Here is a 14,274-nt window from a genome sequence, read left to right on the forward strand (position 1 = left end):
TCGCGGCAGGCAATCGCCCGGGCGAACGTACGAAACGGTCAGAATAGTCAGTCGCGCGGACCGCCCGCGACGTAGATGACCTGGCCGGAGACGAATCCTGCGCCCTCGCTGGCGAAGAACGAGGCGGTGTGGGCGATGTCCTCGGGGACGCCGCCGCGCTTGACCGGGATGGCGTCGGCGTTGGCCTTGACGAAGTCCTCCCACTCCATGCCGACACGCTCGGCGGTCGCCTTGGTCATGTCGGTCTGGATGAAGCCGGGGGCGATGGCGTTGGCGGTGACGCCGAACTTGCCGAGCTCGATCGCGAGGGTCTTGGTGAAGCCCTGCATGCCCGCCTTGGCCGCGGAGTAGTTGGCCTGACCACGGTTGCCGAGCGCCGACGTGCTCGACAGGTTGACCACTCGGCCCCACCCGGCGTCGACCATGTGCTTCTGGACCGCGCGGGTCATGAGGAAGGCGCCGCGCAGGTGTACGCCGAGCACCGCGTCCCAGTCGTCGACCGACATCTTGAAGAGCAGGTTGTCGCGGAGGATGCCCGCGTTGTTGACCAGCACGGTCGGTGCGCCGAGCTCCGCGGCGACCTTGTCGACAGCCGCGGTGACCGAGGCCTCGTCGGAGACGTCGGCGCCGACCGCGATGGCCGAACCGCCCGCGTCGGTGATCGCCGAGACCGTGTCGGCACATGATTCCTCGGTGAGGTCGAGCACCGCGACGGCCAGGCCGTCCTGGGCGAGCCGCGTGGCGATCGCGGCTCCGATCCCACGTCCCGCACCTGTGACTATTGCTGTCCGACGATCGCTCACCGTTACCTCTTCCCCGGGTCGCCCCGACGCGGAGCCGACGCCGTCCGATTCTCCGGCGGTCGCGGACTCCTGTGGCCTTCGTCAGTTCTACCAGTGCGTAGGATCGCACCCGTTCCATCATCGGCGAGCCAGTGACACAGGAGTTCCATGACCGCCCTGACCACCGATCTCGCACCACCGGATCCGTCGGTTCCGACGGCCGTCCTCATCCTCGCCGCAGGCGCGGGCACCCGGATGAAGTCGTCGGTGCCCAAAGTGCTGCACCGCATCTGCGGTCGCACCCTTCTCGCCCATTCGATCCACGCGGCCGCCGGGCTCGACCCCGACCACCTCGTCGCCGTCGTCGGCCACGAGCGCGAACGGGTCACCGAGGCGTGCGCGGAGGTCTCCGAGACGATCGGTCGGCCGATCTCGACCGCGGTCCAGGAGACCCAGGACGGCACCGGCGGGGCGGTGCGCGCCGGCCTGACCGGACTGCCCGACGAGTTCGACGGCATCGTCGTCGTCACCGCGGCCGACGTACCGCTGCTCACCGGCGAAGCGCTGCGCGAACTGCGCGACCACCATGTCGCGACGGGCTCGCATGTGACGCTCATGACCTCCACCGCTCCCGATCCGACGGGCTACGGCCGCGTGCTGCGCACCCAGGACGGTGAGGTCACCGAGATCGTCGAGCAGGCCGACGCGACGCCGCAGCAGAAGCTGATCACCGAGGTGAACTCCGGTGTCTACGCCTTCGACTCGACCACGCTGCGTGCGGCCCTCGGCCGGCTGGGAACCCAGAACGCGCAGAACGAGGTGTATCTGACCGACGTCGTCGCGGTCGCGCGGAGCATGGGGAAGACGGTGCACGCCAACCACATCGACGACGCCGCCCTCGTCGCCGGCTGCAACGACCGGCTACAGCTCAGCGTGCTCGGCGCGGAACTGAACCGACGGATCCTCGTCGATCTCATGCTCGGCGGCGTCACCGTGGTCGACCCCGGCACCACCTGGGTCGACATCGACGTCCGCGTCAACGCCGACGCCGCGCTGCTGCCCGGCACCCAGCTGCACGGTCGCACCGTGGTCGGCGAGCACGCCGTGGTGGGACCCGACACCACGCTCACCGACGTCGAGATCGGCGACGGCGCCACGGTGATCCGGACCCACGGCAGTGCGTCGGTGATCGGCGCGGGCGCCCAGGTCGGCCCGTTCGCCTTCCTGCGGCCCGGAACGCACCTCGGCGCCGACGGCAAGATCGGGACGTTCGTGGAGACCAAGAACGCCACCATCGGCGAGGGATCGAAGGTGCCGCACCTGACCTACGTCGGTGACGCCACGATCGGTGAGCACACCAACATCGGCGCCTCGAGCGTGTTCGTGAACTATGACGGCGTCTCCAAGAGCAGGACGACCGTGGGTTCGTACTGCCGCACCGGCTCGGACAACATGTTCGTGGCGCCGGTGACCGTGGGTGACGGCGCCTACACCGGTGCCGGTACGGTGCTCAGGCAAGATGTCCCCCCGGGTGCACTGGCGATCTCGGGTGGACGTCAACGCAACATCGAGGGGTGGGTCGCCGACAAACGCCCCGACACCCCGTCCGCGCACGCAGCCCGCCGTGCGTCGGAGGCCGCCGGCAGCTCCGGCGACCAGGCCGATCCGGCGAATTCGAAAGAGATGGACGAGCAGTGAACTGGACCACGGACAATCAGAAGAACCTCATGCTGTTCTCCGGTCGCGCCCATCCGGAGCTCGCCGAGGCCGTCGCCAAGGAACTCGGCGTCGAGGTCACCCCGCAGACCGCGCGCGACTTCGCCAACGGCGAGATCTTCGTCCGGTTCGAGGACTCGGTGCGCGGCTCCGACGCCTTCGTGCTGCAGAGCCACCCCGCCCCGTTGAACACGTGGCTGATGGAACAGCTGATCATGATCGACGCCCTCAAGCGCGGATCGGCCAAGCGCATCACCGCGATCCTGCCGTTCTATCCCTACGCCCGCCAGGACAAGAAGCACCGCGGACGCGAGCCGATCTCGGCCCGCCTCGTCGCCGACCTGCTCAAGACCGCCGGCGCCGACCGCATCATCACCGTCGACCTGCACACCGATCAGATCCAGGGCTTCTTCGACGGCCCCGTCGACCACATGCACGCCCAGGGTCAGCTCGCGGAGTACGTGCGGACCAAGTACGGCACCGACAACGTGACGGTGGTGTCGCCGGACTCCGGTCGTGTGCGCGTCGCCGAGAAGTGGGCCGACTCGTTCAACGGCGCACCGCTGGCGTTCATCCACAAGACGCGAGATCCGCTGGTGCCCAACCAGGTCAAGTCGAACCGTGTGGTCGGTGACGTCGAGGGACGTCTGTGCGTCCTCATCGACGACATGATCGACACCGGTGGCACGATCGCCGGCGCGGTGCGCGTGCTCAAGGACGCCGGCGCGGGTGACGTCATCATCGCCACCACCCACGGCGTGTTCTCGCACCCGGCCGCCGAGCGCCTCGCGTCGTGTGGTGCACGTGAGGTCATCGCCACCGACACGCTGCCGATCACGCCGGACAAGCAGTTCGAGACCCTCACCGTGCTCTCCATCGCACCGCTGCTGGCCCAGACGATCCAGCAGGTGTTCGAGAACGGTTCGGTGACAAGCCTGTTCGACGGTCACGCCTGATCGCCGTGGGTGACGCCACGATCTTCCACAACCCGAAGTGCTCGACCTCGCGCAAGGCCCTCGACCGGCTGCGCGAGTCGGGTGTGGAACCGACGATCGTGAAGTACCTCGACACGCCGCCGACGCGGGCCGAGCTGGTCACGCTCATCGCCGACGCCGGCATCGAGGTGAGCGCAGCGGTCCGTCGGCGTGAACCGTTGTTCGTCGAACTTGGACTGGCTGATGCCACCGACGACGAACTGCTCGACGCGGTGGTCGCGCACCCACGTCTCATCGAACGGCCCTTCGTGGTGACCGCCCGCGGAACCCGCCTCGCCCGCCCTCTCGATCGGCTCGACGAGATCCTCTGAGCGCGAGCCTGTTCGGAGCCGATATGCCGGGCCGGCCGTCAGTGCGACGGCAGGTGCGGACGCATCGACGGCACCACTGCCCCGCACATGCCGCGGAGCACGGCCGTCGTGAGATGCCACCGATCGAAGTCGTCGTGCCAGGCGACGATCTTGCCCGCGCGGATCTCGGCTCGTCCTCGGACGGACAGCTGGACGCGCACCCGACCCAACACCACGTGATCGGTACGTACCGTCCGCACCACGTCGATCTCGCTCCCGTCCGCGTCGTTCCCGCCGGGCTCGAGGTCGATCGAGGCGATGGCGACGTCGAAGCCGCGTGAGGTCCCGACCATCCGGGTGAGCATGCGCGTGACCTCGGACCGGCCACGTCGCGACCACAGGACGCCGCACCGGTAGTCGACGTCGGGCGCCAGGAGGTGCTCGGCGATCTCGGCGTCGCCGACGGCCAACGACTCGAGGAATCGGACGGCGACGTCCTCTGCCGACCACAGGAGGCAGTGGTGCGCGGAGACGCTCACGGTGCGGCCTCCTCGGGACGGTCGGGTGTTCGGGTGCGGTACGGAGGACCCATAATCCGCGTGACGCACGACACCGACGCCAATTCGACATGACGGGACGGCGAACAATGCCTGAGACGAACCCGTGAATGCGCGGCCGATCCCAGCTCACGGATGTGACACGGTGTTCGGCGCTGCGCTATCGTTGCCGTCGTTGACCGGCGAGGGTGAGTGCGCAAGCGCCCACCGTTATCGGCGAGGACCAACGTGCGTTCACCTGATGTGGATGTCGATGCCCGCCGCCGAGTGCCGCGACCGACCCGAAATCCAGCATTCAGGAGACACTCATGGCCACCCAGGCGAACCCGTTGACCGTCACCACACGCACCGAGCGCGGCAAGGGCGCGGCCCGTCGCGCGCGCCGCGCCGGCAACGTTCCCGCCGTGCTCTACGGCCGTGGCACCGACCCGCAGCACCTCGCGCTCCCCTCGCTCGAGTTCGCGGCCATCCTGCGTAACAACGGCACCAACGCCGTCATCGAGCTCGACATCGAGGGCACCAAGCAGCTCGCGCTGACCAAGCAGGTCGACGTGCACCCCGTGCGCAACTACATCGAGCACGCCGATCTCCTCGTGATCAAGCGCGGCGAGAAGGTCACCGTCGAGGTCACCGTCGTCGTCGAGGGCGACCCGCAGCCCGGCACCCTGGTCACCCAGGACGCGAACACCGTCGAGATCGAGGCCGACGTCATGTCGATCCCCGAGCAGATCGTCGTCTCGGTGGAGGAGGCCGCGATCGGCTACACCGTCACCGGCGCCGACCTCGAGCTGCCCGAGGGCGTCACCCTCATCTCCGATCCCGAGGTGCTCGTCGTCGCCGTCAACGAGGCGCCGACCGAGGAGGACCTCGAGGCCGAGCTCGACCAGGACCTGCTGCCCGACGCCGAGGGCGAGTCCGAGGGCGACGAGGCCTCCGCCGAGGGCGAGGGCGACGAGTCCGCGTCCGAGGGCGACTCCTCCGACGACTGAGTGCGTCTCGTCGTCGGTCCCGGCAACCCGGGACCTCGCTACGCCGCCACGCGCCACAACATCGGTGCGATGGTGGTCGACGCGATGGTCGCCGGGGCCGGCGAACGTTTCAAGCTCCACAAGCGATCCGGCGCCGACATCGCCACGGTGTCGGTGGCCGGATCGTCTGTTCTCGTCGCGCGACCACGCGTGTTCATGAACGAGACCGGCCGCCAGGTCGGTCCGTTGGCGTCCTTCTTCTCGGTCGACCCGACCGAGGTCATCGTCGCCCACGACGAGCTCGACATCGACTTCGGTCTGGTGCGCCTCAAGCGCGGCGGCGGCGAGGGCGGCCACAATGGACTCCGGTCCATCTCGTCGGCGTTGGGGACCCGCGACTATCTGCGGGTGCGCCTGGGCATCGGTCGTCCGCCCGGACGGCAGGACCCTGCCGATTTCGTGCTCAAGCCGTTCGCGAGCGCACAGCGCACCGAGGTCGACCTCATGATCGGCAACGGTGTCGACGCGATCGAACTGCTCATCACCTCGACGCTCGAGGATGCGCAGAACACCGTGCACGCTTGGTGAGTCACACCTGATCGACGGTTCCCGTGTCCGCGACAACGACATCGGCGCGAAGCCCGCACGACCCGTTCCCGCATCGGCGACGATGACGGCCCGCGACACATCACCGAGGAGATCACCGTGACCGCCATCAAGGCCAACAAGGGCCGCGAGAACGTCGCCATGCTGGGGATCGGCGCCTACCGCCCGACCCGACTGGTGAGCAACGCCGAGGTCTGCGAGACCCTCGATTCGACCGACGAGTGGATCTTCGAGCGCAGCGGCATCCGCAACCGCCGCTACATCAGCGGCGACGAGTCGGCGCGATCGATGGCGGTGGCCGCCGGCGAGCGCGCGATCATCAACTCCGGGATCCCCCGGGAGAAGATCGGCGCGGTCCTGCTCTCGACCCTGAGCTGGAAGACCAAGATCCCGCAGGGCGCACCGTCGGTCGCCTTCGACCTGGGCATCAACGGTGTCGCGGCCGTCGACCTCGCCTCGGGGTGCAGTGGATTCGGCTACGGACTGGGCATCGCATCGGACATGGTGCGGTCCGGTTCGAGCGAGTACGTGCTCCTGATCTGTGTCGAGACGCTGTCGGTGGTCCTCGATCCCACCGACCGCAACACGGCCTTCATCTTCGGCGACGGCGCGGGCGCGGTGATCGTCGGACCGAGTGAGGAGAACGGCATCTCCCCCACCGTGTGGGGCAGCGACGGCGAGAACGCCGAGGCCATCGGCCAGAGCTACGACATCATCGAATACATGGATCGCGCGCAGGAGCACCAGGCGCTCGACCCCGACACCGACCCGGTCAACCGCATGGTGGTCACCATGCAGGGCCCGCGCGTCTTCCGCTGGGCCGCCATCACCCTGCCGAAGGCGTTGGCCACCACCCTCGCCGACTCGGGGGTGTCGGTCGACGACATCGAGGTGTTCGTCCCCCACCAGGCCAACGCCCGGATCAACGAGTTGATGAAGAAGAACCTCGGCTTCGGCGACCACGTCGCGATGGCCAACGACATCGAGAACACCGGCAACACCTCGGCCGCCTCGATCCCGCTGGCGATGGAGGAGATGCTCGCGACCGGCAAGGCCAAGGGCGGCCAGACCGCGCTGCTCCTCGGTTTCGGTTCGGGCCTCACCTACGCCGGCCAGGTCGTCACCCTTCCCCCGAACCCGACGATCACCAGCCTCTGACGCCCGACGTAGCGAAGTTTCCCGCTCAGCGGGAAACACCGCTACGGCTTCGTTTCAGCGCCTGCCGGATCGTCGCGACGACGTAATCAGGGCGCTCGGTCACGTCGGTCCAGGTGAATTTCAGTACGGCCCATCCGGCGTTGACCAGCTCGTTCTGGCGTCTTCGATCACGTTGGAACGTCTCGGCGTCGGTGTGAAAGGCCATGCCGTCGACCTCGACGAGCACGCGGTCGTCGTCGAAGACGAAATCACCCAGGTAACCACTCGCCTCGTCGTTCGCGCGCCAACCGCTGATCGCAGCGCGACGAAGCAGGGCCACCACCACCCGTTCGGCCTCCGACCGTGCGCCCGACGCCGCAGCCGCGAGAACTCTGGTCGCGGTGCCGGCACCGCGTCTGCCGGGATATCGGGCATGCGAGGCGTGTAGTTGATCCATCGACACCCTCCCGCGGAGAAGCGCCTGATCCAGGACGGACACGGTCCAGTCCGATGCGGCGGCGTCCAGCACAGCCAGGGGCAGAGCGGACACCGCGAGCCCGGATCGTCGGACCACATCGCGTTCGTCGAGATCCCTGTGCGTCACGACGACCCCGGGGATACGCAGACCGTGTCGTCCTCTGGGCGCGAACACCGGCACCCGGGCGGGTGGCCGTTCCCCTATGCCCTGCCACCATGCGGCGGCAGTACCGCCCAGGATCGCGTCGGCATGGACTCGTGCGCATGCGATCCGCATCCGCGCGCGGTCACCGATCACACGGTCCGCTGCGACATAGACACCCTGCCCTGCCGCCGACCAGGCACCCGAGTCGACCAGGCGTCCGATCGCCGAACTGCTCAGGCCCGCAGCGAGCGCTCCTCGGCGGGTGATGACACCGTCGTTGTCGGCGAGAGTCCTTCGAATCGATTCGTTCACACCGCTCGGACGGGCAGGCGCTCAAGCGGGTTCCCCGAGCAACACCCGGGTAGCGATAGTTCCCGCCTAGCGGGAACTACTGCTACGGATTCGCGATTTTCGCCTGACCAGCGGCGTCGCGTAACCTGGCCCCGGTGAGTGCCAGTCCCGACACCGTTGCCCGAGAGGTCGCGCGTCGGCGTACCTTCGCCATCATCTCCCACCCCGACGCGGGTAAATCCACGATGACCGAGGCGCTCGCGTTGCACGCCCGGATGATCAGCGAGGCCGGTGCCATCCACGGAAAGGCCGGCCGCAAGTCGACGGTCTCGGACTGGATGGAGATGGAGAAGGCGCGCGGGATCTCGGTCAGTTCGACTGCGCTGCAGTTCAATTACACGATCTCCGACCCCGACACCGGCGACACCGAGGTCGCGGTCATCAACCTCGTCGACACCCCCGGTCACGCCGACTTCTCCGAGGACACCTACCGGGTGCTCACCGCGGTCGACGCCGCGGTCATGCTCATCGACGCCGCGAAGGGCCTGGAACCGCAGACGCTCAAGCTCTTCCAGGTGTGTCGCCACCGCGGGGTGCCGGTGATCACGGTCGTGAACAAGTGGGATCGGCCCGGTCGCACACCGCTCGAACTCATCGACGAGATCAGCGAACGCATCGGGCTCACCCCGACACCGCTGTACTTCCCGGTCGGGATCGCCGGCGACTTCCGCGGTGTCCTCGACCGGCGCACCGGTGAGTACATCCGCTTCACCCGCACCGCCGGTGGCGCGACCATCGCCCCCGAGGAACTGCTCACCGCCGATGCCGCCGCCGTGCGAGAGGGTGACGAGTGGACCGCCGCGGTCGAGGAGAGCGACCTGCTGTCGGAGATGGGCCAGGACCACGACGAGGAACTGTTCCTCGCCGGGGAGACCTCGCCCATGATCTTCGCCTCCGCCGCACTGAATTTCGGTGTCCGACAGCTTCTCGAAGCGCTCGTCGAGCTCGCCCCGCCGCCCGCGGGTCGCGAGGGCATCGACCACCACGATCGCGAGGTCACCGACCCGTTCAGCGCAGTGGTCTTCAAGGTGCAGGCCGGCATGGACTCGTCGCATCGAGATCGTCTGGCCTACATGCGGATCGTGTCGGGTGAATTCGAGCGCGGCATGGTCGTCACGCACGCCCAGACGGGAAAACCGTTCGCCACCAAGTATGCCCAGGCGGTTTTCGGTCGTGACCGCTCCACCGTCGACACCGCCTATCCGGGCGACGTCGTCGGACTGGTCAACGCGATGGCGCTCGCGCCCGGCGACACCCTCTACACCGACGAGGCGGTCGAGTTCCCGCCCATCCCGTCGTTCGCACCCGAGCACTTCGCGGTGCTGCGCGCCGAGAGCGCAGGCAAGTACAAGCAGTTCCGCAAGGCGATGGATCAGCTCGACTCCGAGGGCGTAGTGCAGGTCCTGCGCAACGAGATCCGCGGCGATGCCTCCCCCGTGCTCGCCGCGGTCGGGCCGATGCAGTTCGAGGTCGTCACCGCGCGCATGAAGAGCGAGTTCGGGGTCGAGACCTCCATTCAAAACCTGCCCTACTCGCTGGCGCGCCGCACCGACGCCGACAGCGCGGCCGACCTCGGCCGTCAGCGCGGCGTCGAGGTGTTCACCCGCAGCGACGGTGTGATGCTCGCCCTCGTCAGCGACAAGTGGCGTCTGCAGTACATCGAGAAAGAGCATCCGACACTGACGTTGGAACCCCTTGTCGCCACGGCGGACTGACCCGACGACACGGATACTCGCACTGGTCGCGGTCGCCGGGATCCTCGGCGGTGTCGTCGCCTGCGGTGCGCAGACCTCGGGTATCACCGCCGGTGACCGCCCGGAATCGACACCGGCTACGTCGTCGGCGCGGGTAGACGCTCGTGTCGACGACTCCGACTGCGACGCAGCCCCGCCCACCGGCGCTGTGACCCGAGCACCGGGTGGTCTGGTGTTCTCCCGCGGTGAGGCACGCGCACGCGTACAACGCATTCCGGCACCGGTCGCCCCCGAGCGACGCCCTGGTGAACCCGACCCGGACGACGTCAGCAGTGCAGACGGCTGTTTCTCGTTCCCGCGCTGGGGAAATCGCGACGTCGTGGTGCCGCTCGACAGCGCACTGTTCGTGTTCACCGACAGCAGCGCCGACGGTGTGATCGTCGAGGTATCCCTCGCCGACCTCGTCTCGCGTACCGAGCTGACCGGTCAGGTCACGGTCGTGGCCGATGGTAACGTGTTCGCCTCGGCGACGTGCCCGGTGCAGATGACGAGCGTGAACGAGGCATGTACCGCAGGGCGGTTTCGATGCCCGTCGGCGGAGTCGGTGCAGACCAACCCGTTCGCGCCCGACGACGCCATCGACTCCGCGGACCGTCTGCCCGAGTCGCCGACCCCGGCGATCCCGGGACCGGCCGAACCGTCACCGCCGACGACCACGACGCCACCACCTGCCGCGGTGCTGTCGGGGTGGTTCGTCCTCGACCGTTAGGTCGCCGCGGTCAGTCGCCGACGATGCGTGCGATCTCGCCGATGTCGACGGCATCGACCTCGGCGGGACTGAAGTGGGGATCGCGATCCTTGTCGACGAGCACCGCCCGCACCCCCTCGGCGAAATCGGGGGTGGCGCAGATCTTCTCGGCCGCACGAAGCTCCCGCTCGAAGCACTCGTCGAGCAGCGACGAGGCCCCGAGCTCGATGAGCCGTGCAGTCACCAGGAGGCTGGTCGGCGACCCTGCCGCCATCAGGCTCACCATCTCCGCGGCCCAGTCGTCGCCCACGGCGCCACGCAGGCCGCCGAGGATCCCGGGAACCGAGCTGTCACCGAAGTATTCGGCGATCTTCTTCAGCGGTAGGTCGGTGTCGTGGGCGGCATCGACATCGACACCGAGCCCCAGCGCTTCGACCAGCGGTGCACCCGACCGGATCGAGTCGGCGACCGCACCGAGGCGCTCACAGGGCACGTAATGCGTTGCCAGACCCAGGGTCACGGCGTCGGAACCGGTGACGCGGGCGCCGGTGAGGCCCAGCCACATCCCGACTCCGGCGGGCAGACGCGGCAGGAAGTAGGTGGCGCCGATGTCGGGGAAGAAACCGATCGCGGTCTCCGGCATGGCCATCAGGGCCTTCTCGGTGACGACACGGATCTCGCCGTGCACGCTGATCCCGAGGCCGCCGCCCATCGCGGCGCCGTCGATGAGCGTGATGTAGGGCTTGGGGTACTCGGCGATGAGCTGGTCGAGCTCGTACTCGGATCCGAAGTACTTCGTGATCGCCGCCGCGTCGCCGGAGAGTGCGTTGTCACGGATGGCGCGGATGTCGCCGCCGGCGCAGAAGGCCCGTTCGCTGCCCGAGGTCACCAGCACGGTCTCGACGGTGTCGTCGTCGGCCCACCGTCGCAGGACGTCGGTCATGTCGTCGATCATGGTCTGATCGAGCGCATTCAGGGCCTTGGGCCGGTCGAGGACGATCTCGCCGACCCCGTTCGCGACCGAGCTACGAATGTAGGACATGCAAGTACCGTACTAGCCCCACTGTTCGGCGAGCTCCATCCACTCGGTTTCGGCGGCTTCCTTCTCCGCCACCACCGAGGTGAGCTCGGAGTCGAGTTCGCGGAGGCGGCCGGCGTCGGTCGCCGCGGCGGCGAGCAGGCCGTGGAGCTCGGTCTCGCGAGCGTCGAACTTGGCGATCTGACGTTCGAGCCGTTTCATCGCCTTCTGTGCGTCGCGCTCGGCTCCGGCATCTCGAACCGGCGCCGCAACAGGCGAATCCGCTCGTCCCGCCACCGACGAGACCGGGGTGGCACTGTCGCCCTGACGCGCGCGGCGCTGCAGGTACGACTCGATGCCACCCGGAAGATTGGTGAGCCCACCGTCTCCGAAGAGCGCCCAGGTGCTGTCGCAGATCCGCTCGATGAGATAACGATCGTGGCTGATGACGACCATCGTCCCGGCCCACCCGTCGAGGATGTCTTCGAGCTGCTGCAGGGTGTCGATGTCGAGATCGTTGGTGGGCTCGTCGAGCAGCAGGACGTTGGGCTGCGCCATCAGCACGCGGGTCAGCTGCAGCCGCCGACGTTCGCCACCGGAGAGGTCGCCGACCGGCGTGCGCTGCCGGGCCGGGGAGAAACCGAGGCGTTCGGCGAGCTGACCCGCCGAGATCTCCTTCTCCTGCTTGGTGCCCGCGCCGATCGTGATGCGTCCGGCGACGTCCTCGACCGCCTCGAGCACGCGCATGTCGGTGGGGAGATCGTCGAGTTCCTGTCGCAGCCAACCGATGGACACCGTGGTGCCCTCCTTGCGACGACCCGGGTCGACCGGTACCTCGCCGGCCAACGCGCGCAGCAGCGTGGTCTTGCCGGAACCGTTGATACCGACGAGACCGATCCGCTCGCCGGGCTGCAGTCGCCACGTGAGGTCGGAGACCAGCACCCGGTCGTCCGGTGTGCGCAGCGTGGCGTCCTCGAGTTCGATGACCACGCGGCCGAGCCGCCGCTTGGCGAACGTCGACAGTGCGACGCTGTCACGAACGGGCGGGACGTCGGCGATCAACTTCTCGGCGGCCTCGATGCGGTACTTCGGCTTCGAGGTCCGTGCCGGCGGGCCGCGGCGCAGCCACGCGAGTTCTTTACGGGCGAGGTTGCGGCGACGTTCCTCGGCGGCGTCGGCAAGGCGTCCCCGCTCGGCGCGCGCGTAGATCCAGTCGTTGTAGCCGCCTTCGTATTCCGTCACCGATCCGTGCGCGACCTCCCAGGTGCGCGTGGCGACGGTGTCGAGGAACCAGCGGTCGTGGGTGACGACGACGAGTGCGCTGCGGCGGTTCACGACGTGGTCGGCGAGCCACTGCACGCCCTCGACGTCGAGGTGGTTGGTGGGCTCGTCGAGGATCAGCAGGTCGAGGTCCTGCACCAGTGCCGCCGCGAGCGCGACGCGGCGACGCTGCCCTCCCGACAGCTCCTCGACGCTGCGCTCGAGTCCCCCGTCAAGGCGGTCGATACCGATACCCGCCAGCACCGCGCGCACACGTGCGTCCGACGCCCACTCGTGTTCGGCGACGTCGAGCGGCCCGAGGACCACGTCACCGACGGTCGATCCGGGCGGCAGCACGCCGCGCTGGGTGACCGTCGCCATGCGGACGCCACCTGCGATCGACACGCGACCCGAGTCGGGTTCGGTGATGCCGGCGAGGATCTCGAGCATCGTGGTCTTGCCGCCACCGTTGAGGCCGACGACGCCGATCCGTTGGCCTTCCTGCACACCGAGACTCACCGAGTCGAGCAGCGGGGTGATCCCGAAGCTCTTGCTGATCTTCTCCGCGTTGACCAGGTTGCTCACCGGTCGTCTCCGATCGTCTCGTCGGGCACCACACGTGCGCCCGGGACCGGACCGCTCGCGATCCGGACCGAACGGCAGACGCCGGCACCGGCCAGTTCGGCGGCGATGTCGACCGCGTGGTCGGCGTCGTCGCACAGGAATGCACATGTCGGCCCCGACCCGGACACGATGCCGGCCAGGGCGCCGGCCTCGGTGCCCGCGCGCAGGGTGCGGCGCAGCGTGGGCATCAGCGACAGGGCCGCCGGTTGCAGGTCGTTGCACAGGGCGGGCGCCAGTCGGCGCGCGTCGCCCGCGGCGAGGGCCTGCAGGAGTTCGTCGGGTGGACCGGCACGGTGCTCCCCGGTCGCCGACCCGGCGCGCAGGTGGTCGAGTTCGCGGTAGACCTCCGGCGTCGACAGTCCGCCGCCGGCAACGGCGATCACCCAGTGGAACGATCCGCGCGACAACACGCCGACGAGCTGTTCGCCGCGGCCGGTCCCGAGGGCGGTGCCGCCGTGCAGCGAGAAGGGGACGTCGCTGCCGATACCGGCGGCCACCGACGACAGGTCGTCGCGGTCGATGTCGCTGCGCCACAACCTGGTCAGGCCCACGAGCACCGCGGCGGCGTCGGCGCTGCCACCGGCCATGCCCCCGGCGACCGGGATGCCCTTGGTGATCTCGACGGCGACCTCGCCGCGGTGGCCGGTCTTGGCGGCCAGTGCATCGATCGCGGTCCAGGCGAGGTTGGTGTGGTCGGTGGGGACGGCGTTCGCGTTGTCGCCGATGACCGTGATGGATCGGCGATCGGCGGGTGCGACGGTGATCTCGTCGCTCAGCGACACGGCCTGGAAAACGGTTTCGAGCTGGTGGTAGCCGTCGTCGCGGAGGTCACCGACACCGAGGTGGAGGTTGATCTTGGCGGGTACCCGCACACGAACGGGCCGGGGGACGACAGACAGCACGACT

General features: G+C 68.6%; 14 protein-coding genes. 8 read left to right on the forward strand and 6 right to left on the reverse strand.

Annotated elements, in window-relative coordinates; translation table 11 throughout:
• Positions 1-47 precede the first annotated feature (47 nt).
• Entirely contained in the window at positions 48-803 is a 756-nt protein-coding gene (locus ASG12_RS16070; RefSeq protein WP_045821984.1) for an SDR family oxidoreductase, read from the reverse strand.
• A 147-nt stretch (positions 804-950) separates the two neighbouring features.
• Between ASG12_RS16070 and glmU the strand changes: the two genes are divergently transcribed.
• The 3 genes from glmU to arsC are packed head-to-tail and all read left to right on the forward strand — an operon-like array spanning position 951 to position 3,804.
• On the forward strand, positions 951-2,480 hold the full coding sequence (gene glmU / locus ASG12_RS16075; RefSeq protein ID WP_055791717.1) for a bifunctional UDP-N-acetylglucosamine diphosphorylase/glucosamine-1-phosphate N-acetyltransferase GlmU: 1,530 nt from the start codon (positions 951-953) through the stop codon (positions 2,478-2,480).
• Complete coding sequence (locus ASG12_RS16080) at positions 2,477-3,454, forward strand: ribose-phosphate diphosphokinase (protein WP_045821982.1); 978 nt, start codon at positions 2,477-2,479, stop codon at positions 3,452-3,454. The genes glmU and ASG12_RS16080 overlap by 4 nt, the downstream gene beginning before the upstream one ends.
• Positions 3,455-3,459: 5 nt before the next feature.
• A complete protein-coding gene (gene arsC / locus ASG12_RS16085) occupies positions 3,460-3,804 on the forward strand; it encodes an arsenate reductase (glutaredoxin) (protein ID WP_055791720.1) in 345 nt (114 codons plus the stop codon).
• A gap of 38 nt (positions 3,805-3,842) precedes the next feature.
• Here the strand turns inward: arsC and ASG12_RS16090 are convergent, their stop codons facing one another.
• A complete protein-coding gene (locus ASG12_RS16090) occupies positions 3,843-4,322 on the reverse strand; it encodes a limonene-1,2-epoxide hydrolase family protein (RefSeq protein ID WP_055791724.1) in 480 nt (159 codons plus the stop codon).
• A gap of 326 nt (positions 4,323-4,648) precedes the next feature.
• Between ASG12_RS16090 and ASG12_RS16095 the strand changes: the two genes are divergently transcribed.
• From ASG12_RS16095 to ASG12_RS16105, 3 genes are all read left to right on the forward strand, one after another.
• Complete coding sequence (locus tag ASG12_RS16095; RefSeq protein ID WP_045821980.1) at positions 4,649-5,329, forward strand: 50S ribosomal protein L25/general stress protein Ctc; 681 nt, start codon at positions 4,649-4,651, stop codon at positions 5,327-5,329.
• Positions 5,330-5,896, forward strand: coding sequence for an aminoacyl-tRNA hydrolase (gene pth / locus ASG12_RS16100; RefSeq protein WP_045821979.1), 567 nt, complete (start codon positions 5,330-5,332; stop codon positions 5,894-5,896).
• A gap of 159 nt (positions 5,897-6,055) precedes the next feature.
• Complete coding sequence (locus ASG12_RS16105) at positions 6,056-7,072, forward strand: beta-ketoacyl-ACP synthase 3 (RefSeq protein ID WP_055792209.1); 1,017 nt, start codon at positions 6,056-6,058, stop codon at positions 7,070-7,072.
• A 25-nt stretch (positions 7,073-7,097) separates the two neighbouring features.
• Here the strand turns inward: ASG12_RS16105 and ASG12_RS16110 are convergent, their stop codons facing one another.
• Positions 7,098-7,985, reverse strand: coding sequence for a type IV toxin-antitoxin system AbiEi family antitoxin domain-containing protein (locus ASG12_RS16110; RefSeq protein ID WP_055791727.1), 888 nt, complete (start codon positions 7,983-7,985; stop codon positions 7,098-7,100).
• Positions 7,986-8,119: 134 nt separating this feature from the next.
• On the opposite strand from ASG12_RS16110, the gene ASG12_RS16115 reads away from it, so the two are divergent.
• Both ASG12_RS16115 and ASG12_RS16120 read left to right on the forward strand, forming a co-directional pair.
• Positions 8,120-9,739 (forward strand): peptide chain release factor 3, encoded by a 1,620-nt coding sequence (locus ASG12_RS16115; protein ID WP_055791729.1) that lies wholly within the window; start codon positions 8,120-8,122, stop codon positions 9,737-9,739.
• Positions 9,720-10,487 (forward strand): hypothetical protein, encoded by a 768-nt coding sequence (locus ASG12_RS16120; protein WP_055791732.1) that lies wholly within the window; start codon positions 9,720-9,722, stop codon positions 10,485-10,487. The genes ASG12_RS16115 and ASG12_RS16120 overlap by 20 nt, the downstream gene beginning before the upstream one ends.
• Positions 10,488-10,497: 10 nt before the next feature.
• Here the strand turns inward: ASG12_RS16120 and ASG12_RS16125 are convergent, their stop codons facing one another.
• The 3 genes from ASG12_RS16125 to ASG12_RS16135 are packed head-to-tail and all read right to left on the reverse strand — an operon-like array spanning position 10,498 to position 14,270.
• Positions 10,498-11,508: an enoyl-CoA hydratase/isomerase family protein gene (locus ASG12_RS16125; RefSeq protein ID WP_055791735.1), complete on the reverse strand. Its 1,011-nt coding sequence runs from the start codon at positions 11,506-11,508 to the stop codon at positions 10,498-10,500.
• A 12-nt stretch (positions 11,509-11,520) separates the two neighbouring features.
• Positions 11,521-13,329, reverse strand: a complete 1,809-nt coding sequence (locus ASG12_RS16130; protein ID WP_055791738.1) for an ABC-F family ATP-binding cassette domain-containing protein — start codon at positions 13,327-13,329, stop codon at positions 11,521-11,523.
• Entirely contained in the window at positions 13,326-14,270 is a 945-nt protein-coding gene (locus ASG12_RS16135) for a 4-(cytidine 5'-diphospho)-2-C-methyl-D-erythritol kinase (protein WP_055791741.1), read from the reverse strand. Before ASG12_RS16135 ends, ASG12_RS16130 begins: the two co-directional genes overlap by 4 nt.
• Positions 14,271-14,274 lie beyond the last annotated feature (4 nt).

Origin of the sequence: Williamsia sp. Leaf354 (assembly GCF_001424365.1) — a bacterium.
Lineage (GTDB): Bacteria > Actinomycetota > Actinomycetes > Mycobacteriales > Mycobacteriaceae > Williamsia_A.